This is a genomic window from Stenotrophomonas sp. Iso1, from assembly GCF_027497995.1.
Lineage (GTDB): Bacteria > Pseudomonadota > Gammaproteobacteria > Xanthomonadales > Xanthomonadaceae > Stenotrophomonas.
This window is the reverse complement of record NZ_JAODBT010000001.1, coordinates 1,841,675-1,862,559: the sequence shown is the minus strand read 5'-3', so window position 1 is coordinate 1,862,559 and position 20,885 is coordinate 1,841,675. Positions and strand designations below refer to the sequence as shown.

The window sequence follows — 20,885 nt, the reverse complement described above, 5'->3', positions numbered from 1 at the left end:
GCCCCTCCAGCGACCGGATGCACACCATGCGAAATACGCCCCTGCACTACGCCTTGCTGATCGCCTTGGGTGGCACCAGCAGCCCCCTATTTGCCCAGGAATCTGCTCCCGAGCCAGCCTCGCCGGAGGCCTGTTTCGCCCTGGATTTTGATGCCGCCCGGCTGGCCTGCTACGACAAGGCATTGGGCCGCGGCCCCGCCGATACCCGCGCCGCCGACGCCGCTGCCAGTGCCGCGCTCATGGCTCGAAAGGAAGCCAAAGCGTTGGATGAGCAGAATCCCCGCCGTAATGAATTGTTTGCCCATGACGAATTGGATTCGTTGGCGGCCAATGCCGGCCGCGGCTCGCTGCTGGACAGCCGCTGGGAGCTGGCCAAGGACTCCAAACTGGGCCTGTTCCAACTGCGCGCCTATAAGCCGGTGTACCTGCTGCCGGCGTTCTGGAGCAGCAAGCCCAATGTGATGCCGCACTCGCCCAACCCCAACAACTCCGTCACCGCGCCGGAAGAACTGGACGGCACCGAGCTGAAGTTCCAGCTCAGCTTCAAGACCAAGGTCACCGAGAACCTGTTCGGCGACAACGGCGATATCTGGGTCGGCTATACCCAGAGCTCGCGTTGGCAGGCTTACAACAGCGAACTGTCACGGCCATTCCGGGAGACCAACTACGAACCCGAGGTGATGCTGACCTTCCGCAACGGTTACTCGCTGTTCGGCTGGAATGGACGCATGACCGGCATCAGCCTCAACCACCAGTCCAATGGCCGCAGCGACCCACTGTCGCGCAGCTGGAACCGGGTGATCTTCAATGTGGGCCTGGACCGCGAGAACTGGGCCATCATGCTGCGCCCTTGGTACCGCATCCCCGAAAGCCGCAGCGAAGACAACAACCCTGACATCGAGGATTACATCGGCCGTGGCGACGCCACCCTGGTCTACAACCACAAAGGCCACGAGCTGGCGCTGACGGGGCGTCATTCACTGCGCAGTGGTGACCGGGCACATGGCTCGGTGCAACTGGACTACGGCTTCCCGATCAACAACCTGCTGCGTGGCCACGTGCAGGTGTTCGATGGCTACGGTGAAAGCATGATCGACTACAACCATCGCGCCACTTACATCGGCGTGGGCGTGTCCCTGCTGGAGTGGTTCTAAGCGCATGAAAGCAACCCTCTGGCACAACAACCGCTGCTCCAACTCACGCGGCGCCCTGGCCTTGCTGCAAGAAGCGGGTGCCGACATCGAGGTCATCAACTATCTCGACACCCCGCCTTCAGCAGCGGAGCTGCGGGTGCTACTGAAAGAAATGGGCCTGCCTGCCCGCGACTTGCTACGCACCAAGGAAGCTGTTTTTGCCGAGCTGGGGCTGGCCGAGAAGCTCGACGATGAAGCGGCACTGATCGACGCCATGGCTGCGCATCCGGCATTGATCAACCGCCCGATCGTGCGCACGGCCAAAGGCACAGCGCTGTGCCGACCACCGGAAACTGTCCACTCACTGTTGGATTGATCCCAACCAGGCGGCTGCACATCAGGGCACGTCAATGGCGCGCCCTGTGCGCGTCAGACGGCGTGAGTAACCGCCGCGTTGATACGGTCGTACAGCTCTTCGAAGCTGCTCTGCGGCGTGAATATCTCGCCATTGACGAAGAACGTCGGTGTGCCTTTCACGCCACTGCGTACGCCGCCTTCGATATCGCCCTGGATGCGCTGCATGTGAGCCGGTGTATCCATCGCCGCCATCATTTCGTCCCCGGACAGGCCCAACTCGCGCATCAGTTCGCGGTAGACCACCTCGCCCAACTGCTGCTGGCTGCGGAACAGCGCATCGTGCGCCGGCCAGAACTGCCCGTGGACGGAGGCATACTCGGCCACGATCGCTGCCGGCAATGCCTGCGGATGCGACTGCACCAGCGGAAAATTGCGGAACACCACGCACAGCGCATCACCAAACCGCTGCCGCAAACGCTGCACCAACGAGAAGGCTTCACCGCATTGAGGACACTGGTAGTCGGCGTACTCCACCAGCACAACCGGCGCGCCCAGGCTTCCCTGGATATGGTCATTCTTGCTTGCAGCAACACTCAGGACAGCCATCAGCGCACTCCCAGACAACGGATTGGAGCGTCGGGCGCGGCCTGAACCACCGTCTCCGTTGCTTGATGCAGCGTACGCCGCGGCCTGCGCAGCCAGTGTGAAACGCATGGATGCCCAGCGTGACCCCCATGCCCTGGGGCTTTCAGAGGGCCGCGCCGACAGGCAGAATCCCTCGGTCACAGACAGGAAGTCCGCGCATGGCCCAACAACACCGTTCGTTCTTCGCCTATGGATCAGCACTGCTGGGGCTGTTGAGCCTGATGGCAGTGGCCTGTTTCCACTTCCCGGAACTGCTGACCAGCCGCGAGTTCCGCGCGGTCTACAACGAGCATTTCGCCCGTCATCTGCTGCTGACGGGTCTGGCGGCGGCGTTCATCATGGGAACGGCTGCCATCCTGCGTGACCGCAATAAACGCATCGCCACCATCGGCGTTGGCAGCGCGACGCTGGCGGTGCTTCTGGGCGGCACCAATGTGCAGATTGACGGCGTTGGACAGACACCCTATTCGCTGGGGCTGGACTGGTTCGTGCTGTCGCTGTTTTTCTCGGCGCTGGTGTTTGTGCCGCTGGAACGTTACCTGGGCAAGCGCATGCTATCGCCACTACGCTCCGGCTGGCGCACCGACGTGGCCTACTTCTTCATGAGCCATGTGCTGGTGCAGTTCATCCTGATCCTGGTGACGGCATCCACGTCGACCATTGCGGGCCTGGCCGCATTTCCGTCACTCAAAATGGCGATCCAATCGTTGCCGGTGTGGGCGCAGTTTCTGATCGCGGTGTTCGTCGCAGACATGGCACAGGCGCTGCTGCACCGCGCATATCACAACATCCCTTGGCTCTGGCGCTTCCACGCTGTACACCACTCCAGCCGCCATATGGACTGGTTGGCGGGTTCGCGCATCCACTTGGTCGAGATTGTGATGACCCGCAGCGCAGTGTTGTTGCCCTTGCTGATTCTGGGTTTCTCGACGCCAGCAGTGAACGCTTACGTGATCCTGGTTGGCCTGCAGGCGGTACTGGCACATGCCAACCTCGGCATCCGTTTTGGCTGGCTTGAATACCTGCTGGTGCTACCGCGCTATCACCACTGGCACCATGCACGGCAACAGGAATATGTAGACGTGAACTACGCCATCCATCTGCCACTGGTGGACATGTTGATGGGCACGTTCAAGCTACCGCGTGACCAAGCGCAGTGGCCGCAGGAGTATGGCGTGATGAAGTTGGAGACGGTGCCAAACGGCATCATCAAACAGCACTTGATGCCGTTCCAGGGCGGACGGAAGTTTGAGGATCACGTGGATTGAGTTAAGCGGAATTTGGATGCCGAATCTCGACCGGAACCGGCGATCCGCGAACTGCCCTCCTCATCCTCGCGAGAAGGGCGTGATCATCCGCGTCACGCCCAGTCCGTGATGCCTTCACGTCGATAGACCTCGGCAAACGCCGGACGCGCTTTCATCCGCGCGGCATGTGCGGCCAGCGCCGGCCAGCTGTCACTCGGGCGCGGCATATTGCGACTCCAGCGCATCAACATGGTCAGCATGAAATCCACGACTGACAGCTCCTCGCCGAGCACATACGGCCCCTTCACAGCGAGGTGATCAGCCATCTGCTGCCAAGCCGTTTCCAGTTGCACGCGGGCACGCTGCTGGACCTCGGTGACATTGGCCTGGCCGGCAGGTTCATCCGGGTAGAACCAGCTCCGATATGCAGGCATCAAGGTGTAAACGCAGAAGCAGATCCATCGGTAGTAATCACCGCGTGCTGGCGTGCCCGGTACGGGTGCGAAGCCGGCATGCGGGTGCACGTCAGCCAGATGCATCGCGATAGCGGCCGACTCGGTCAACACCTGGCCGTCCATCAACAACGTCGGCACGCGGCCGGCTGGATTGATGGCCAAGTACGCTACCGACTTCTGTTCGTTGCGATCAAAATCCAGCTGATGCAGCTGGTGCTCTATGCCTAGCTCAATCAACAGCCAATGCACAACGAGTGAGGCAGTGCTTTGCGATCCATACAGAACAACGGACATGAGCGGCTCTCGTGCGGGCAGAGCCGTATTCTAGCGACGTCGGCATGCAATCGTGGGCAGAGATGCCCCCGGACGCACAGATTCTGAGCAGTGATCCACCGGGCAATGCCACGTTCCGGATGGGCTGAAACGTCGCTCAAGCCCAACGCCGCCGCGCCTTTCCTTCTTACTTAATTGCAACTGGCCATGCAGTTGCTGAGACGCTCACCACAAACTGCGGCGGCGGAGCGGTTCTGGCAGAAAGCCTGCGAAGTCTGGCAGGCGCCACGCAGCTCGGGATTGGTGATCTTGTCGCACTGGTTGTTCTTGTTCGCTTCGCCGCAATCGCCGTAGCTTCGCGGGTTGGCGTTGCAGTCCTGGTGGCGGCTCTGACAGTAATTTACACAGGCGGCCGGGTCATCTTTGGGGGCGTCGCGCCAGCCGCCATTCCCGCAACCGGCGAGCAGCAACGCGAGCATCAGAACCATCATCCACTGGAAACTACGCATCGAACCTCTCCCCCGAAAACAGCAACGGCTCGAGCATAGCCCGAGCCGTTGTCTGGTCACCAGTGAAGCGCGTGCGGCTTACTCAACCACCACCGGAATCTTGCCGATGCGGGCCTGCCATTCACGTGGGCCAGTCTTGTGTACCGACTCACCGGTGGAATCCACGGCCACGGTCACCGGCATGTCCTGCACGGTGAACTCGTAGATCGCTTCCATGCCCAGGTCGGCAAAGCCCACCACCTTGGAGGCCTTGATCGCCTTGGACACCAGGTAAGCCGAGCCGCCAACCGCCATCAGGTAAGCCGACTTGTTGTCGCGAATGGCTTCAATCGCCGCCGGACCGCGCTCGGCCTTGCCGACCATCCCCAACAAACCGGTCTGCTCCAGAATCTGGCGGGTGAACTTGTCCATCCGCGTCGCTGTGGTCGGGCCCGCCGGGCCCACCACTTCGTCACGCACCGGATCGACCGGGCCGACGTAATAGATGAAGCGGCCCTTCAGATCGACCGGCAACTGTTCGCCCTTGTTGAGCATGTCGACCATGCGCTTGTGCGCAGCGTCACGGCCGGTCAGCAGCTTGCCATTGAGCAACAGGGTCTGGCCCGGCTTCCAGTTGGCGACTTCTTCCGGGGTGATCGTGTCGAGGTCGACGCGGGTGCCCTTGGACGAGTCGTAGGTGATCTGCGGCCAGTCTTCCAGCGACGGTGGATCCAGCATCACCGGGCCGCTGCCATCCAGGGTGAAGTGCGCGTGGCGAGTGGCGGCGCAATTCGGGATCATCGCTACCGGCAAGTTGGCAGCGTGGGTCGGGAAATCCTTGACCTTGATGTCCAGCACCGTGGTCAGGCCACCCAGGCCCTGCGCGCCAATACCCAGCGCGTTGACCTTTTCGTACAGCTCCAAGCGCAGCTCTTCGGCACGGTTGGACGCGCCGCGGGCCTGCAGATCGGTGATGTCGATCGGCTCCATCAGCGACTCCTTGGCCAGCAGCATCGCCTTCTCGGCGGTACCGCCGATGCCAATGCCGAGCATGCCCGGCGGGCACCAGCCGGCGCCCATGGTCGGCACCGTCTTGAGCACCCAGTCGACGATGGAGTCGGACGGGTTGAGCATGGCGAACTTGCTCTTGGCTTCCGAGCCGCCGCCCTTGGCCGCGACGATCACGTCCACGGTGTTACCCGGCACCACCTTGACGTTGACCACGCCCGGAGTGTTGTCCTTGGTATTGGTGCGCTTGCCCGCCGGGTCAGCGAGCACCGAGGCGCGCAGCTTGTTGTCCGGATAGGCGTAGGCGCGACGGATGCCTTCATTGGCCATGTCTTCCACGCCCATCGTGGCGTCGTCCCAACGCACGTTCATGCCAATTTCCAGGAACACGGTGACGATGCCGGTGTCCTGGCAGATCGGACGATGTCCCTCAGCGCACATGCGCGAGTTGATCAGGATCTGCGCAATCGCCTCCTTGGCCGCCGGCGACTCCTCGCGCTCATAGGCAGCGCTGAGGCTCTTGATGTAGTCGACCGGGTGGTAGTACGAGATGTACTGCAGCGCGTCGGCGACGGACTGGATGAGGTCTTCCTGCTTGATCGTTGTCACGGCTTGCTCGCTTGCTGAAGGCTGGCGGGGGTTCAGCCGGCCATTTTACGCCTTGCCGACGGACCGTGCTTCCTACCTTTGTAGGGGCGGTTACCGCAGCGGCAAAAGCCGCGAAGCCGAAGCCCGTGAAGATCATCCCCACACAGGGCATATGCCGCTGCCAGAAAGGTTGCGGCAAAGTAGGCGTCACCCGTCACGCCAGCCCGCCTTGGCACGTCCTTCCCACATGAACGCCGATATCACTTTCCAGACTCACCGCTCCCGCCTGCTGGCCCTGGCCTACCGCCTGCTCGGTAGTCGCGCCGATGCCGAAGACGTGGTCCAGGACGCTTGGTTACGCTGGGCCAACACCGACACAACCGCCATCCGCGACGCCGAAGCGTGGTTGATCACCGCAACCACCCGGCTTGGTCTGGACCGGTTGCGCGCGCTCAAGCGCGAACGCCTGCAGTACGTCGGCCCGTGGCTGCCCGAACCACTGGAAGTCAGCCTGGAAGCGGACACCAGCACCGATCCCGCGCAGGCATTCGCGCTGGCTGACGAAGTTTCCGTCGCCTTCCTGTCCCTGCTCGAACAACTGGGGCCGGAAGAACGTGCTGCGTTTCTGCTCAAGGAGGCTTTCGACCACAGTTATCAGCAGATCGGCGAGCTGATCGGCCACAGCGAGGCCAACTGCCGGCAGCTGGTACACCGAGCCAAGCAGCGATTGCAGGCAGGACGCCCCCGCTTCCGGGCCGCTCCGGATCAGCACCGGCAGTTGTTGGCGCGTTTCATGGACGCCGCCCAACGCGGCGACAGCCAGGCCATCCAGGCCCTGCTGCACGCCAATGCCACACAAATATCCGACGGTGGCGGCGTCGTCACCGCCACGGTGCGGCCGCTGCAGGGCGCCGAACGCATCGGCCGGCTGTACTGGGCCATCGCGCGCCGTGGCGCGGCATTGCCGGCGCAGCTGGGATACGTCAACGGCGAGTTGGCGATCCTGCGCTTTGCCGGAGGGAGGTTGGCGTCCTTCACCACCGTCGAAGTTGTCGACGACCGCATCGTCGCGCTGTACAGCGTGCTCAATCCAAATAAATTGCCACGGCTTGTCACGACTGCCGACGCTGAGGCGTCCTTGTAATGAAACGCGACCACTCCGGTCGCCAGGAGACCCCCGATGTCAGCTGCTGCTTCTCCCCGTGTCGCTTACACCCGCTTGGCTGCCGACGCCTTCAAGGGCCTGTTGGCCACCAGCAAGGCTGTGCATGACAGCTCGCTCGAGCATGACCTGATGGAACTCGTGTTCCTGCGCGTGTCCCAGATCAACGGCTGCGGTTACTGCATGGACATGCACGGCACCGCGCTGCGCAAGGCCGGTATCGAACCGCGCAAGCTCGACACGCTGCCTGCCTGGCACGAAAGCCGATTTTTTGATGCACGCGAACGCGCCGCTCTGGGCTGGGCCGAAGCCCTCACCCGGTTGCCGGACGGCGCCCCCTCCGATGCCGCCTTCGAGGCACTGGCACCGCACTTCGACGAAAAAGGCATCAGTGACCTGAGCATGGCCGTGGCCGTCATCAATGCCTGGAATCGCCTCGGCGCCGGGCTGCTGCCGCCACTGCCGTAAGCAGGTCGGTCTGGTCCTGCGGCATCCACGCCGGACCGGACCGATGGCCGCAGCCATGGACAGGCCGCACAATAGGCCGCATGGGAACCCTGGTACTGATCCTCGACCTTATTGGCACCTTCGTCTTCGCCCTGTCCGGGGCGACGATGGGGGTGCGCCGTCGGCTGGATATCTTCGGCGTGCTGGTGCTGTCGTTCGCGGCTGCACTGGCTGGCGGCATCACCCGTGACCTGCTGATCGGGGCCACCCCGGTGGCCGCCATCAGCGACTGGCGCTATCCGGCCATCACCCTGGCGGCAGGCGTGGTGACCTTCTTCTGGGCGCCGTTGATCGAGCGCATGCAGTACCCGGTGCGCATGTTCGATGCGATGGGGCTGGCACTGTTCGCCGTGGCCGGCACGCAAAAGGCGTTGTCCTACGGCATCGATCCGCCAATGGCAGCCGCTTTGGGCATGTTGACCGGCGTCGGCGGCGGCATCGCCCGCGATGTGTTGCTGGCGCAGGTACCGCTAGTACTGCAGGCCGAGTTGTATGCCGTGGCCGCATTGGCTGGCGCGTCGATTGTGGCCATCGGTTACTGGCTGGGCCTGCCGCCGCTGCCCTGCGCCTTGGCCGGTGCCGGGCTGTGTTTCGGCCTGCGAATCATGGCGATGCACTATGGCTGGCACCTGCCGGTGGCACTGCAGTCATCCGATCCGTCACCACCGGAAGGTCCGCGCTCGTAGAAGCGGCTTGAACCGTGGAACCGACAACGGCTCGACACACCCACAGCCTGGGTAACGTCACACTCACAGCGTCTGCGCCATCGTGCAGGCTCCACTTCCGCTGGAGATCACAATGGCCGCAGAACGCTCCGACACCCTGATTGCCGATGAAGTCGTACACACGCTGGGCCAGCACAGCCAGTCCTCGCAGGTACTGGTGCAAGTGAAGGACGGAACAGTGACCCTCTCCGGCGACGTGCCTGATACCACAGCCAAACTGGATATCGAAAAACTCATTGCCGGCATTCAGGGCGTGCGTGATGTCCGCAGCCATCTGCATGTCGATTCGGGAAACAGTTCGTTCGGCGCACGTGGCGAAGCCGTGCGCGACAATCCCGACGGCCGCGACGATGCGCAAATGGGCGACATCGATCTGGACAAAGACGGCTGAGACTGCCGCGGCACCACCCCATTGATGCATCACGCCTTGCCGTTACCCTGAACACGCACCCCGCCGTTTGAGCCGCCCATGCCGCACCCCTCCGCTGCACCCGCCAAGCCGCAACCCAGCCTGCGCGAACGCATGAACGCCATGCGCAACCTGCCGCCCTTCCTGCGACAGGTATGGCAGACCAGCCGCGTGTTGACGATGACCAGCCTGGGCTTGCGTCTTATCCGCGCCTTGATGCCGGTGGCGATGTTGTACGTGGGCAAGCTGATTATCGATGAGGCCGTGCGCCTGGCCGGTGCCGGCGGCATGCCGCCGCTGGGCGAAGCGTTGTCCAGCGGCCACCTCAATACCCTGCTCGAACTGCTGTTGCTGGAACTGAGCATCGCCATCGGTTCGGACCTGCTCGGACGCATGGTCAACTACGCCGATTCGCTGCTGTCGGAGCTGTTCACCAACGCCACCAGCGTGCGCCTGATGGAACACGCCGCCGAGCTGGACCTGGAGGACTTCGAGGACCCGGAACTGCAGGACAAGCTCGACCGTGCGCGGCGCCAGACCATGGGCCGCATGAGCCTGATGAGCCAGCTGTTCGGGCAGGCACAGGATGTCATCACCGTCATCAGTTTCGCCGCCGGCCTGGTGATGTATGCCCCGTGGTTGATGCTGCTGCTAGCGGTGGCGTTGATCCCGGCATTCGTCGGCGAATCGCACTTCAATGCACTGGGGTACACGCTCAACTTCAGCTGGACGCCAGAGCGTCGCCAGCTCGACTACCTGCGTCAGGTCGGCGCCAGCGTGGAAACCGCCAAGGAGGTGAAGATCTTCAACCTTCACCGGTTCCTGATTGACCGCTACAAGTTGCTGTCCGAACGTTTTTTCCGCGCCAACCGCGCGCTGGCCCGCAAGCGCGCGGTGTGGGGCACGCTGCTCGCCGCACTCGGCACGCTGGGCTATTACGCCGCCTATGCCTACATCGCCTGGCGCACCATTCGCGGCGATTTCAGCATCGGCGACCTGACGTTTCTGTCCGGCAGTTTCATGCGCCTGCGTCAGCTGCTGGAAGGCTTGTTGACCGGCTTTTCGCAGGTAGCCAGCCAAGCGTTGTACCTGGACGACCTGTTCTCGTTCTTTGCGATCAAGCCGGAAATCCACTCGCGCGAAAACGCCGTGGCAATACCGCGCCCCATTCGCGAGGGGTTCGTATTCGAGAACGTCGGCTTCCGCTATCCCGATGCCGAACGCTGGGCAGTGCGCCATCTCGATTTCCAGCTGCAGGCCGGTGAGGTGATTGCATTGGTTGGCGAAAACGGCGCCGGCAAGACCACCTTGGTCAAGTTGCTGGCACGCCTGTACGACCCGGACGAAGGCCGCATCCTGCTCGATGGTCGCGACCTGCGCGACTACGACCTGGACGACCTGCGCGCCAACCTTGGCGTCATCTTCCAGGACTTCGTGCGCTACCACCTGACCGCCGGCGAAAACATCGGTGTGGGCTTGGTCGAGTCCATGCAGGACACAACACGTATCCAGAATGCCGCCCGTCGCGCGCTGGCTGATGAGGTCATCGATACCCTGCCCGCCGGATACGACCAGTTGATCGGCCGCCGCTTCAAGACCGGCGTGGATTTGTCCGGCGGCCAATGGCAGAAGATCGCCATCGCTCGCGCTTACATGCGCGATGCGCAGGTGATGATTTTGGACGAACCTACCGCCGCGCTGGATGCGCGGGCCGAGTTCGAGGTGTTCCAGCGCTTCAAAGAGCTGTCGGACAACCGCACTGCCGTGCTGATTTCGCACCGCTTCTCCTCGGTACGCATGGCCGATCGCATCCTGGTGCTTGCCGACGGGCGCATCGAGGCCAGTGGCACCCACGAGGAGCTGATGATCGAGGGCGGCCGCTACGCTGAGCTGTTCGAGTTGCAGGCCGCCGGCTACCGCTGAAACCACGGCGCTGACCGTGAAGCGCCGAGCCATGCTCGGCATCGGCTCACCGCCAGCCCCAGCGGAGCGCAGTTCCGCCGTGACGACCCCAGCAAATGAGATTCATTCCCATTTAATCAGGATCGGATAGAATGGCGCGGTCATCCATATAACGAACCACGGCATGTCTTCCGCTTTTGGCGCCGAAACGGTGCTTGAAGTCCGTCACTGGACGGACGCCTACTTCAGTTTCTCCACCACCCGCGACAGCGGTTTCCGCTTCGACAACGGCCAGTTCGTGATGATCGGCCTTGAAAACGAAGAAGGCAGCCGACCGTTGATGCGTGCCTATTCCATTGCCAGCGCCAACTGGGAAGAGCAACTGCACTTCTTCAGCATCAAGGTGCAGGAAGGCCCGTTGACCTCGCGCCTGCAACACCTCAAGCCGGGCGACAAGGTACTGGTCGGCAAGAAGCCCACCGGCACGTTGCTGATCAGCGACCTGCACCCTGGCAAGCATCTGTATCTATTGGGTACCGGCACCGGTCTGGCACCGTGGCTGAGCATCGTCAAAGATCCGGAAACCTACGAGCGCTTCGACAAGGTGATCGTCTGCCACGGCGTGCGCTTCGAGAAGGACCTCGCTTACCGCGACTACTTTGAAAAGGAACTGCCGGAGGATGAAATCCTCGGCGATATCGTCCGTGACAAGTTGCTGTACTACCCGGCCGTCACCCGCGAACCCTTCCCCAATCAGGGCCGCCTGACCACGCTGATGGAAACCGGCCTCATGCAGCAGAGCCTCGGCCTGCCGCAGCTGGACCCGGCCAACGACCGTTTCATGATCTGTGGCAGCCCGCAGATGTTGGCTGACCTGCGCAGCGTGCTGGATGCGCGCGGCTTCCAGGTTTCCTCGCGGATTGGCACGCCCGGCCACTATGTATTCGAGCGCGCATTCGTCGAGAAATAACTGCCCTGTAGGGAATTCACCTACAGCGCGCTGCTTTGAAGCACCGCTCTGATCGTTTAGCTTACCGGCCGGATCATGATGATCCGGCCGTTTTCAGTTCAGGGGTTAGGATTCATGAGTTCCAGCACTTCACGCAGCAGCTTCATCGACAAACAGCGCACCGTGCTGCTTCAAGAACTGGCGTCATGCCAACAACGTGCCGAGACCGCCAAACAGGCGCTCGGTGCGGCCTACCCCGCCGCCTGCCAGGCTGCGCAAACCATGCGTCCCGCGTTCGAGCAGGGGCTGGCGCAAGCCCGCCGCGATGCAATGGACAACGGCCGCAAAGGCACCTGGGGCCCGGCCCTGAGCTTGAGCGCGACACTGGGCAAGGGCGGCTTCCGCACTGTTTTCTGGCTGGTGCTGATCGCTAGCCTGCTGTTCTACAGCCCGCTGCGTGAGCTGTATCGCCATTATTCCTACAGCCTTCCGTTCCCGGTCAGCCTGCTGTTCTCACTGAGCGTGCTCGTTCCGCCGGGGCTGATGCTTTATGCCGGGCTGGTGTGGCTGGGCCGTCGCTCGCTGTCCAAGCGCAACGCCGCGGGTGCGCTGGCGTCGATCAACGAACTGGGCAAGCGGCAGCTGCAATTGAATGCCTTTGGCAAAAAGCATGAGGACGGCCGAACGCATCCCTATCCGGTAGTGCGGGCACCGGCGCCTTCGGTGGAGAAGCTCGGTCTGAGCTGGCAGCTCTCCGAAAAGCATGACAACTCAAACGCGGTGATGGTCGGCCTGAGCCTCGACCTGGCGACAGACAAAGACCCTGATCTTTTCATCCGCCTGCCATTGAACGGCCAGTCCGCCGGCTATCTGAGACTGAGCGCTAATGCGGACAATCACACCGCGGTGTGGAGCCCACTGGCGGTCGAACTGGCACCGCTACTGGCACCGTTCGCTCAGCCCATCGTGGACCTGCAACAGCTCAGCGCGCCGTATGAGCGTGAGTTGCAGGTGCAGAAATCACTACTGGGCCGGCTGGCCTCGCTGGACAAGCTGGAAGCCAATTGGCAGGACGTCGCTATTCCAGAAGAAACCCTGGAGCAGGTGATCAAGCTGGTAGACCGCTTTGCCGCTGGCACCCCGCCGCTGCCCAAAGGCATGCTGCTGTGGGGGCCGCCGGGCACCGGCAAGACCCTGATCGCGCGCAAGCTGGCGCAGCACGTGAATTGCAATTTCGTGGCGCTCACCATTGCTGACCTGAAAGGCGAGCACATCGGCCACACCGGGCCCAAGGTCAAAAAAATCTGGGACAGCGCACGCAGCAAGGGCCCGACCATCCTGTTCGTGGATGAATGTGAAAGCGCCTTCGCCCGACGTGGCAGCCGCGATACCGACAACTTCGGCAACGAGCTGGTGCAAACCTTCATCGCCGAATGGGACGGTTTCAACCAATGCGGCGGCAATGTTCTGGTCATCGGCGCGACCAATCGCCGCGAGATGATCGACGACGCCGTGCTGTCGCGTTTCACCGTATCCATCGAGCTGCCGGCGCCCGATGCGACCGCGCGCGAGCGCATCCTGCTGGCCGAGTTCGACAAGGCACAGCTGGCACTGCCGGTGACCGACGTACTGATCCGCGAGACTTCTGGCATGTCCGGGCGTGACCTTTCCACCCTGGTCACCAGCGTGGTTGCCACGCATCCGGCCGGGCGCCCGTCGCACGAGAACTTCAGCGCCGCCATCGCACGCTTGCGCGGCAAGAGTTCAGCCTCGGTGGAAGTGCTGGGCTGGGACGACGTAATCCTGCCGACGTCCACCCGCAACGAGTTCGAGAGCCTGGGCAAGGAACTGCTGCACGCCGAAGAGCTTGCCAAGATGAACATCCCGGTGCCTCGCGGCATCCTGCTGTACGGCCCGCCCGGCACAGGCAAAACCCAGATCGCACGCGTGCTTGCCAGTCAGTCGGGGCTGTCGTTTATTTCGGCATCGTCGACCGATGTCAAAGGCCAGTTCATTGGCGATGGCGGTGCGCGGGTCAAGCAGTTGTTCGAAACGGCGCGCGCGCAGGCACCGTGCATTCTGTTCCTGGATGAAATCGACACCATCGCCCCGCCCCGCGGCAGCAATGGTTCGGACAAGCTCAACGCCGAAATCGTCGCCCAATTGCTGCAGGAGTTGGACGGCGTGACAACGAGGAAGGGCCAGGTGTTCCTGCTGGCTGCCAGCAACCATGTGGACAGTATCGACAGCGCCCTGCTCTCACGGCTGGAACGCAAGATCCAGATCGGCCTGCCGGATGCAGCGGCGCGCGCGGCTATCCTGCGCCTGCAGCTGGCCGGCAAGCCGCTGGGCTTCGCCGTCAATGATGTGCTGGATGATCTGGCCGCTGCCACGCATGGCAAATCCGGGCGCGACCTGCAGTCGCTGGTCACCGCAGCCACCCGCCGCGCATTGCGACGGGCAATGATGCAGGACGGCGACCCAACCAAGGTGCAGGTCCAGCATCAGGATCTGCTCGACGAAGTCGCTACTTACGCCACTACCGCCTGATCGGGAACACCCCTCACTACGCCGGTGCCGGTATGGCCCGGTGCGTGGGAAACCGAATTCTCAGCCCAACGCCAACCGGATATCGTCTTCCAGCGATTCCGGCTTGGCGGTCGGCGCATAGCGGTTGAGCACCTGCCCGTCGCGGCCGATCAGGAACTTGCTGAAGTTCCATTTGATCGCGCCAATGCCCAAGGCGCCGCGCTTCTCTTGCTTAAGCCACTGCCACAATGGGTGCGCGTTGGCGCCGTTGACCTCGACCTTGGACGACATCGGAAAACTCACTCCGTAGTTGAGTGCGCAGAACGCCTGGATATCCGTCGCCTCGCCCGGCTCCTGATGGCCAAACTGGTCGCAGGGGAAACCGATCACCACCAGCCCCTGTGGACCCAATTCCCGCCATAGCCGCTCCAATCCTTCGTATTGCGGGGTGAAACCGCATTTGGAGGCGGTGTTGACCACCAACAGCACCTTGCCCGCGTAGGCCGTCAGATCCAGCGGCTGGCCGTCCAGCGCAGTGATCTTGAAGTCGAATGCAGTGGTCATGGCAGGCTCCTGGACAGTGTGGTAAGCGTACGCCATCACCCCCGTCAGGTACGGTGTTTTCCATTGCAACCATGCCCTTCGACACACCCGGAAGCCCGTGCGCGCGGGTTAATCTTCGCGATCAGCATTTTCACGGAGCTTCCGTCTTGAACACACGCCTCGCCCTTGCCCTCGCCGCGACCCTGGGCCTTGCCCTGCCGGCCTACAGCGTGACCGCAAACGCCGCTGCCGCCCAGTCGGCCGAACAGGCCAACCCGTTCTTCGCCGAGAGCCCCCTGCCGCTGCATTACCCGCAGTTCGACAAGATCAAGGACGCCGACTTTGCACCGGCCTTTGATGCGGGCATGGCACAGCAGTTGAAGGAAGTTGAAGCGATCGCCAACAACCCGGCCGCTCCGACCTTTGAGAACACCCTGATCGCGCTGGAGAACAGCGGCGCCGTGCTCGACCGCGCCACCACCGTGTTCTTCTCGCTGATCGGCGCGGACACCAACGACACGCGCAAGAAGCTGCAGGCCGACTACTCGGCCAAGTTCGCTGCGCACAGCGACGCCATCAACCTCAACGGCAAGCTGTTCCAGCGCATCGAGAAGCTCTACAACGACCGCGCCACGCTGGGTCTGGATGCAGAAGGCCTGCGCCTGGTCGAGAAGTATCACGACAACTTCGTCCGCTCCGGCGCCAAGCTGGGTGACGCCGACAAGGCCAAGCTCAAGGCGATGAACGCCGAGCTGGCCAACCTGGGCACCAAGTTCAGCCAGAACGTGCTGGCCGAGGTCAACGGCTCGTTCATCGTGGTCGATGATGTGAAGCAGCTGGATGGCCTGTCGGCCGAGCAGATTGCTGCTGCCGCTGAAGCCGCCAAGGCCCGCAAGCTGGATGGCAAGTACGTCATCGCCCTGCTCAACACCACCGGCCAGCCGTCGCTGACCAACCTGACCAACCGTGAGCTGCGCCAGAAGATCTACGAAACCTCGGTTTCGCGTGGCAGCCGCGGCGGTGAGTACGACAACACCGCGCTGGTCTCGCGCATCATGACCCTGCGCGCCGAAAAGGCCGCACTGATGGGTTTCCCGAATTTCGCCGCATATTCGCTGGGCAACCAGACCGCCAAGACACCGGAAGCCGTCAACGCGATGCTGGGCCAGCTGGCACCAGCCGCCGTGGCCAACGCCAAGCGCGAAGCGGGCGACCTGCAGGCAATGATCGACGCCGAGCAGAAGGCCGCCGGCAAACCGACCTTCGAACTGCAGCCGTGGGATTGGGCCTTCTACAGCGAGAAGGTTCGCCAGGCCAAGTACAACTTCGACGAATCGCAGCTCAAGCCGTACTTCGAGATGACGAAGGTGCTGGAAGACGGCGTGTTCTTTGCCGCAGGCAAGGAGTTCGGCCTGACCTTCAAGCAGCGCACCGACTTGCCGGTCTACCACGCTGACGTGACTGTCTACGACGTATTCAACGAAGACGGCAGCCAGCTGGCGATCTTCATCTTCGACCCGTATGCACGCGAGTCCAAGCGTGGCGGTGCGTGGATGAACGCCTACGTTTCGCAGTCGGGCCTGACCGGTGACCTGCCGGTGGTGGCCAACCACCTCAACATCCCGAAGCCGCCGTCCGGCAAGCCGACCCTGCTGACCTGGGACGAAGTAACCACCACCTTCCACGAGTTCGGCCACGCGCTGCACGGCATGTTCTCGAACGTGAAGTACCCGTACTTCGCCGGCACCGCCGTGCCGCGTGACTTTGTCGAGTTCCCGTCGCAGGTCAACGAAATGTGGTCCGACGAACCGACCATCCTGGCCAACTACGCCAAGCATTACGAAAGCGGCGCGGCCATGCCGCAGACGCTGCTGGACAAGGTGATCGCCGCGGCCAAGTTCAATCAGGGCTTCGCCACTACCGAGTACCTGGGTGCTGCAATGCTGGACCAGAATTGGCACCAGATCGGCGTCAAGGACGTGCCGGCGCCGGCCGACGTGCTCACGTTCGAACGCGCTGCCCTGGAGAAGGACGGTATCTACTACGCGCCGGTTCCGCCGCGTTACCGCACCACGTACTTCAGCCACATCATGGGCGGCTATTCGGCCGGCTACTACGCCTACATCTGGTCGGAAGTGCTGGACGCCAACACCCAGAAATGGTTCCGCGAGAACGGTGGTCTGACCCGCGCCAATGGCGATCGTTTCCGCGAGACGTTGTTGTCCAAGGGCGGCAGCGTTGATGCGATGGAGCTGTTCCGCAACTTCGCCGGCCATGAGCCGCAGATCGAGCCGCTGCTGGAAAAGCGTGGCCTGACCACGGGCGCGGCCAGCAACTAAGCGTTCTTAGGAACGTGGATTGAATGAAAACGCCCGGCGATTGCCGGGCGTTTTCTTTTGAGCGGTGTGTAGCTAAGGCTGGAGCGGCCCTCATCCGCCCTTCGGGCACCTTCTCCCGCAGGCGGGAGAAGTGAGTTGTTCGCCTTTGCCGCAAGCCATTGTGCATCCGGACTCTGTCTGCATCCGAAGCCACGGCGCCATCCCTTCTCCCGTTTACGGGAGAAGGTGCCCGAAGGGCGGATGAGGGAAAAGGCGCACAACCCCAACACTCAGCCGTGCGGCTCAACCACAACGGTTGCGGTCATGCCATTGGCCAGCACCACACCATCGCGCAGGCTGTCGGCGTCGAGCTTGATCCGTACCGGAATGCGCTGCGCCAAACGCACCCAGTTGTAGGTCGGATTGACGTTGGCCAGCAGATCATTGCCGGTTGGGCTGTCCGCGTCGGAAATACCGTGGGAAATGCTCTCGATGTGGCCATGCAGTTCCTGGCCACTCATCAACTGCACCTTCGCACCATCACCCACATGCAGCTGCGCCAGCTTGGTTTCCTCGAAGTAGCCGTACACCCAGAATGATGCAGTCTCAATCAGTGCCAATCGTGCAGCACCGGCGCTGGCGTAGTCGCCGGTACGCACTTCCAGATTGGTCACATAGCCATCCACCGGCGCACGCACCTGGGTGCGTTCCAGGTTCAACTCGGCGGTATCCAGCGCAGCCTGTGCCTGCTCCACCGCCGCCACTGCCTGTTGTTGCGACGCGCTGGCCTGTTGGCGATTGGCCTGTGCCTGAGCAACGCCCGCCCGCGCCGCCTGCGCAGCACTCAGTGCATCACTGCGCGACTCTTCGGAAATCAAGCTGCCGGCAATACGCTGCCGGCGCTCGTACTGCAGTTCGTAACGACTGGCGTTGACGCTCTGCTGCGTCGCGCCGGCCGCCGCCGCCTGGATGCTGGCACCGGCCGCCCGCGCTGCAGCACGGGCAGCGTCGAGATTCGCACGCGCCTGTGCCAAGGCGTGGCGATAGCGCAACGGGTCAACCGCGAACAAGACATCGCCACGCTTGACCAATTGGTTGTCACGCACCGCCACTTCGGTGACCAGGCCGGATACATCTGGCGCTATCCGCACCACTTCCGCGCGCAGGCGTCCTTCGCGCGTCCACGGGGAATACATGTAGTGACGCCACATCGCCATCGCGATCAGCGCGGCCACCACCACGACTGCCGTAGTTATGGAAAGACGAAGCAAAGATTGGATTTTGGGGGACATAGGGATATCTCAGAACAACAGCAGGCCAAGCCCGGCGAACAGGCCAACAAATACCGCGATACGGAACAACGACGGGTGCCACACGTAGCGATACCAGCCGCGTCGCCCTGCCACCGCATCCAGCGCCCACAACAAGGCGCATACCACGCAAAACAACAGCAGCAGGCCCGGGAACAAGGCACCACCAAAAGCCAGTTCAATCGGCATTGATCACGCCCTCCTTCGGTGCATCTGCAGAAACGATATACGCCGCCATCACCGAGTGGTCATCGACCATCGCCAGCCGTACCAACCGCAGGTGATACAGCACCTGGCGTGCAATCTCCGGCGCTTCGGTGTCGGCACGCGCTGCGTCGCTGGCCCGGCGCAGCGCGATATCAGCGCCTTGCCATGCCTCCCGCGACGGCTGGCCAAAGAACGCCGCCAGTGCATTCACAGCGTCGTCTACGTCGCGATGCAAGGCCGCGGACAAGGGCCGCCGGGCCACGTCATGACGCAAATGGATCAAGGCGCGTCCGGTCTCATTGACCGCCAACGCCCACGCCAACAGCGAGCGCGAATCGTCACTACCCGGCACGGTGTGGGCGACGACCTGATGCACCAGATCGCTGCTCATACTCTCGAAGTGATGCCGCAAGCCAGGCAAAGGCGCCTGTGCAGCCAACCGCACCAGGGCCCGCAACGCGGCCATCTGCCGCTGCCGCAACCATCGGCTGCCCACAGCGGGCGGTAACAATGCAAACCCCACCCCCGCTGCGCCAAGCCCCACGATCTGCGACAGGGCGTCGTTGAAATAGCGTTGCGGATCGAAAGTCATCGGATTGGTGATGGTCAGAATGTTGACCAGCGCCATCGTGTAGCCCAGTCCGAAGAGGGCCAATTTTGGCCGCGTGGTCAGGTACGGCCCGATGATGAAGAACGGCAGCACGCTCGCAACCAGCAAGGCATAGCCATCCATGCGTGTCAGTACTTCGAACGCACAGACGTACCCAGCCGCCAGTCCCGCGATGTAGCCGAACAGCACCTTGCTGGTCACCCGCGCCGCATTGGGTGCGGTAGCGAACAAACCGGAGAAGATGGTCGCCAGCAACATCACGTTGGCGCCCATCTGCCACCCCGTGGCAGCCCAGAAAGCGCCCAGCAACAACATCGTCGTGGTGGTACGGACAAAGGCCAACATGGCACCGGCCCGGTCATTGCCGCGTACAAAGCGCACGCGCTCCACGCCCTTGGAAGGCGCCACCCGCTGCAGCAGCTGGCCACGGGCACGGATATACGATTCCAATTCCTGGCTGAAACGCCGCAGCAAGCCGGTGCCAACCTCGAAATCTTCAGCTTGGGCAGCGTCCTTGATCTCTGCATGTAGCGCCTTGCCGCGTGCTGGCAGTTCCAATCGCACCTGGCGGATACGCGCAGCCAACGCGTCGGCCGGCAGTTCCTGTGGTGACGATTGCAGTGCTACGCCCAGCGGCCGATACAACACCAGCAGCGCCTGTGCAGCGACCGGTGCCTCCTGCCGCATCAGACGATTGATCAGGTGGTGCAGCGACTGGAAGCTTGTCGATGCCGCCATGAAACCCTGATTGAACTGCAGCAGATGCAGACTGCGTGCACGCGCTTCGGGGTCTTCAAAAATCACCGCGCTGCGCAGGTCCTCCAGTGCCACCGCATCGCGCACCATGCGCAGATGCTGCTGCTCCATGCGCTCGCGCGGCAACTGCCCCAGCAACGCCTCCCTGACAAATTCGAGGAAGTTGGCGTACTGGTTGCGTACTGCATTGCGCAGGTTGTCACGCAGGCGCACCGGTAGCACCGTGTCGCTGATCACCGCGCTGACCACCAGCCCCAGCATCACCTCGGTAATGCGCGCCACTGCCGAATCAAACACGTTGCCCGGATGCGTGGTGATCACTGGCAACGCGATGATGGCCGCGGTATAGCCGGCCAGCACGAATGCATAGGATTTGAAATTTCGATGCAACGTGGCACCAGCCGCACAGGCGCCGATCCACAACGCCATCACCAACAGGAACGGCTCACGCTGCTGCGGAAACGCCGCCACCACCGCCAACGCCGCGACCGCACCAATCAAGGTGCCGAGCACGCGATAGAAACTCTTGGCCAGCACCATGCCGCTCTGCCGATGCATGACGATCACAGTAGTCAGCATCGCCGTACCCGCCTGCGGCAACTGCAAGCGCATGGCCAGCCAACCGGTAATGAACAGCGACAGCGTTGCCCTCAGTACGAACAGCCAAGCGTCAGCTTCGCCGGCGAGGACGCCACGAAAACCGGAGAACCAGTTTGCGGCCCCGCTGTTGGGCGCGGCCGAGGGAGAAACAGTAGACATGGATG

The 20,885-nt window shown here is 62.7% G+C and carries 19 protein-coding genes; 11 read left to right on the top strand and 8 right to left on the bottom strand.

Annotation, left to right across the window (positions count from 1 at the left end; genetic code table 11):
- The first annotated feature begins 26 nt into the window (after positions 1-26).
- Positions 27-1,154, top strand: a complete 1,128-nt coding sequence (locus PAN08_RS08210; RefSeq protein WP_269790947.1) for a phospholipase A — start codon at positions 27-29, stop codon at positions 1,152-1,154.
- Positions 1,155-1,158: 4 nt separating this feature from the next.
- Complete coding sequence (gene arsC, locus PAN08_RS08205; protein WP_269790946.1) at positions 1,159-1,509, top strand: arsenate reductase (glutaredoxin); 351 nt, start codon at positions 1,159-1,161, stop codon at positions 1,507-1,509.
- Between the two features lie 53 nt (positions 1,510-1,562).
- On the opposite strand, the gene PAN08_RS08200 is transcribed toward arsC, so the two are convergent.
- Positions 1,563-2,096, bottom strand: coding sequence for a DsbA family protein (locus tag PAN08_RS08200; RefSeq protein WP_269790945.1), 534 nt, complete (start codon positions 2,094-2,096; stop codon positions 1,563-1,565).
- A 197-nt stretch (positions 2,097-2,293) separates the two neighbouring features.
- On the opposite strand from PAN08_RS08200, the gene PAN08_RS08195 reads away from it, so the two are divergent.
- A complete protein-coding gene (locus tag PAN08_RS08195; RefSeq protein ID WP_269790944.1) occupies positions 2,294-3,403 on the top strand; it encodes a sterol desaturase family protein in 1,110 nt (369 codons plus the stop codon).
- Between the two features lie 92 nt (positions 3,404-3,495).
- On the opposite strand, the gene PAN08_RS08190 is transcribed toward PAN08_RS08195, so the two are convergent.
- From PAN08_RS08190 to PAN08_RS08180, 3 genes are all read right to left on the bottom strand, one after another.
- A complete protein-coding gene (locus PAN08_RS08190) occupies positions 3,496-4,131 on the bottom strand; it encodes a glutathione S-transferase family protein (RefSeq protein WP_269790943.1) in 636 nt (211 codons plus the stop codon).
- A gap of 170 nt (positions 4,132-4,301) precedes the next feature.
- Positions 4,302-4,619 (bottom strand): hypothetical protein, encoded by a 318-nt coding sequence (locus tag PAN08_RS08185; protein WP_269790942.1) that lies wholly within the window; start codon positions 4,617-4,619, stop codon positions 4,302-4,304.
- 78 nt (positions 4,620-4,697) lie between these two features.
- Positions 4,698-6,215 carry a fumarate hydratase gene (locus PAN08_RS08180; protein ID WP_269790941.1) on the bottom strand — a complete coding sequence of 506 codons (1,518 nt, stop codon included), beginning with the start codon at positions 6,213-6,215 and terminating at the stop codon, positions 4,698-4,700.
- 226 nt (positions 6,216-6,441) lie between these two features.
- Here PAN08_RS08180 and sigJ point away from each other — a divergent pair, with 226 nt between their 5' ends.
- The 7 genes from sigJ to PAN08_RS08145 all read left to right on the top strand — a co-directional run bounded on the left by sigJ (position 6,442) and on the right by PAN08_RS08145 (position 14,398).
- Positions 6,442-7,338 carry an RNA polymerase sigma factor SigJ gene (gene sigJ, locus PAN08_RS08175; protein ID WP_269790940.1) on the top strand — a complete coding sequence of 299 codons (897 nt, stop codon included), beginning with the start codon at positions 6,442-6,444 and terminating at the stop codon, positions 7,336-7,338.
- A 36-nt stretch (positions 7,339-7,374) separates the two neighbouring features.
- Complete coding sequence (locus tag PAN08_RS08170) at positions 7,375-7,824, top strand: carboxymuconolactone decarboxylase family protein (protein WP_269790939.1); 450 nt, start codon at positions 7,375-7,377, stop codon at positions 7,822-7,824.
- 80 nt (positions 7,825-7,904) lie between these two features.
- A complete protein-coding gene (locus PAN08_RS08165; protein WP_269790938.1) occupies positions 7,905-8,549 on the top strand; it encodes a trimeric intracellular cation channel family protein in 645 nt (214 codons plus the stop codon).
- Between the two features lie 112 nt (positions 8,550-8,661).
- Positions 8,662-8,979 carry a BON domain-containing protein gene (locus tag PAN08_RS08160; protein ID WP_269790937.1) on the top strand — a complete coding sequence of 106 codons (318 nt, stop codon included), beginning with the start codon at positions 8,662-8,664 and terminating at the stop codon, positions 8,977-8,979.
- Positions 8,980-9,057: 78 nt separating this feature from the next.
- Entirely contained in the window at positions 9,058-10,920 is a 1,863-nt protein-coding gene (locus PAN08_RS08155; protein WP_269790936.1) for an ABC transporter ATP-binding protein, read from the top strand.
- 163 nt (positions 10,921-11,083) lie between these two features.
- Complete coding sequence (locus PAN08_RS08150; RefSeq protein WP_269790935.1) at positions 11,084-11,869, top strand: ferredoxin--NADP reductase; 786 nt, start codon at positions 11,084-11,086, stop codon at positions 11,867-11,869.
- 114 nt (positions 11,870-11,983) lie between these two features.
- Positions 11,984-14,398 carry an AAA family ATPase gene (locus PAN08_RS08145; RefSeq protein ID WP_269790934.1) on the top strand — a complete coding sequence of 805 codons (2,415 nt, stop codon included), beginning with the start codon at positions 11,984-11,986 and terminating at the stop codon, positions 14,396-14,398.
- Positions 14,399-14,458: 60 nt separating this feature from the next.
- Here the strand turns inward: PAN08_RS08145 and PAN08_RS08140 are convergent, their stop codons facing one another.
- Positions 14,459-14,941, bottom strand: coding sequence for a glutathione peroxidase (locus PAN08_RS08140; protein WP_269790933.1), 483 nt, complete (start codon positions 14,939-14,941; stop codon positions 14,459-14,461).
- 146 nt (positions 14,942-15,087) lie between these two features.
- Here PAN08_RS08140 and PAN08_RS08135 point away from each other — a divergent pair, with 146 nt between their 5' ends.
- Positions 15,088-17,259, top strand: coding sequence for a M3 family metallopeptidase (locus PAN08_RS08135; RefSeq protein WP_269790932.1), 2,172 nt, complete (start codon positions 15,088-15,090; stop codon positions 17,257-17,259).
- Positions 17,260-17,528: 269 nt separating this feature from the next.
- Here the strand turns inward: PAN08_RS08135 and PAN08_RS08130 are convergent, their stop codons facing one another.
- From PAN08_RS08130 to PAN08_RS08120, 3 genes are read right to left on the bottom strand one after another with little or no spacing between them, the layout of a single operon-like run.
- A complete protein-coding gene (locus PAN08_RS08130) occupies positions 17,529-18,530 on the bottom strand; it encodes an HlyD family secretion protein (protein ID WP_269790931.1) in 1,002 nt (333 codons plus the stop codon).
- A 9-nt stretch (positions 18,531-18,539) separates the two neighbouring features.
- A complete protein-coding gene (locus PAN08_RS08125; RefSeq protein ID WP_269790930.1) occupies positions 18,540-18,737 on the bottom strand; it encodes a DUF1656 domain-containing protein in 198 nt (65 codons plus the stop codon).
- The gene (locus PAN08_RS08120) at positions 18,727-20,880 is read right to left on the bottom strand and encodes an FUSC family protein (RefSeq protein WP_269790929.1); all 2,154 of its coding nucleotides are present in this window, start codon (positions 20,878-20,880) and stop codon (positions 18,727-18,729) included. Before PAN08_RS08120 ends, PAN08_RS08125 begins: the two co-directional genes overlap by 11 nt.
- Positions 20,881-20,885 lie beyond the last annotated feature (5 nt).

What these genes read in the sequence shown, in the direction of transcription:
- PAN08_RS08210 (WP_269790947.1), top strand. Translation starts at nt 27, where the DNA reads ATGCGAAATACGCCCCTGCACTACGCCTTGCTGATCGCCTTGGGTGGC.
- arsC (WP_269790946.1), top strand. Translation starts at nt 1,159, where the DNA reads ATGAAAGCAACCCTCTGGCACAACAACCGCTGCTCCAACTCACGCGGC.
- PAN08_RS08200 (WP_269790945.1), bottom strand. Translation starts at nt 2,096, where the DNA reads ATGGCTGTCCTGAGTGTTGCTGCAAGCAAGAATGACCATATCCAGGGA.
- PAN08_RS08195 (WP_269790944.1), top strand. Translation starts at nt 2,294, where the DNA reads ATGGCCCAACAACACCGTTCGTTCTTCGCCTATGGATCAGCACTGCTG.
- PAN08_RS08190 (WP_269790943.1), bottom strand. Translation starts at nt 4,131, where the DNA reads ATGTCCGTTGTTCTGTATGGATCGCAAAGCACTGCCTCACTCGTTGTG.
- PAN08_RS08185 (WP_269790942.1), bottom strand. Translation starts at nt 4,619, where the DNA reads ATGCGTAGTTTCCAGTGGATGATGGTTCTGATGCTCGCGTTGCTGCTC.
- sigJ (WP_269790940.1), top strand. Translation starts at nt 6,442, where the DNA reads ATGAACGCCGATATCACTTTCCAGACTCACCGCTCCCGCCTGCTGGCC.
- PAN08_RS08170 (WP_269790939.1), top strand. Translation starts at nt 7,375, where the DNA reads ATGTCAGCTGCTGCTTCTCCCCGTGTCGCTTACACCCGCTTGGCTGCC.
- PAN08_RS08165 (WP_269790938.1), top strand. Translation starts at nt 7,905, where the DNA reads ATGGGAACCCTGGTACTGATCCTCGACCTTATTGGCACCTTCGTCTTC.
- PAN08_RS08160 (WP_269790937.1), top strand. Translation starts at nt 8,662, where the DNA reads ATGGCCGCAGAACGCTCCGACACCCTGATTGCCGATGAAGTCGTACAC.
- PAN08_RS08155 (WP_269790936.1), top strand. Translation starts at nt 9,058, where the DNA reads ATGCCGCACCCCTCCGCTGCACCCGCCAAGCCGCAACCCAGCCTGCGC.
- PAN08_RS08150 (WP_269790935.1), top strand. Translation starts at nt 11,084, where the DNA reads ATGTCTTCCGCTTTTGGCGCCGAAACGGTGCTTGAAGTCCGTCACTGG.
- PAN08_RS08145 (WP_269790934.1), top strand. Translation starts at nt 11,984, where the DNA reads ATGAGTTCCAGCACTTCACGCAGCAGCTTCATCGACAAACAGCGCACC.
- PAN08_RS08140 (WP_269790933.1), bottom strand. Translation starts at nt 14,941, where the DNA reads ATGACCACTGCATTCGACTTCAAGATCACTGCGCTGGACGGCCAGCCG.
- PAN08_RS08130 (WP_269790931.1), bottom strand. Translation starts at nt 18,530, where the DNA reads ATGTCCCCCAAAATCCAATCTTTGCTTCGTCTTTCCATAACTACGGCA.
- PAN08_RS08125 (WP_269790930.1), bottom strand. Translation starts at nt 18,737, where the DNA reads ATGCCGATTGAACTGGCTTTTGGTGGTGCCTTGTTCCCGGGCCTGCTG.
- PAN08_RS08120 (WP_269790929.1), bottom strand. Translation starts at nt 20,880, where the DNA reads ATGTCTACTGTTTCTCCCTCGGCCGCGCCCAACAGCGGGGCCGCAAAC.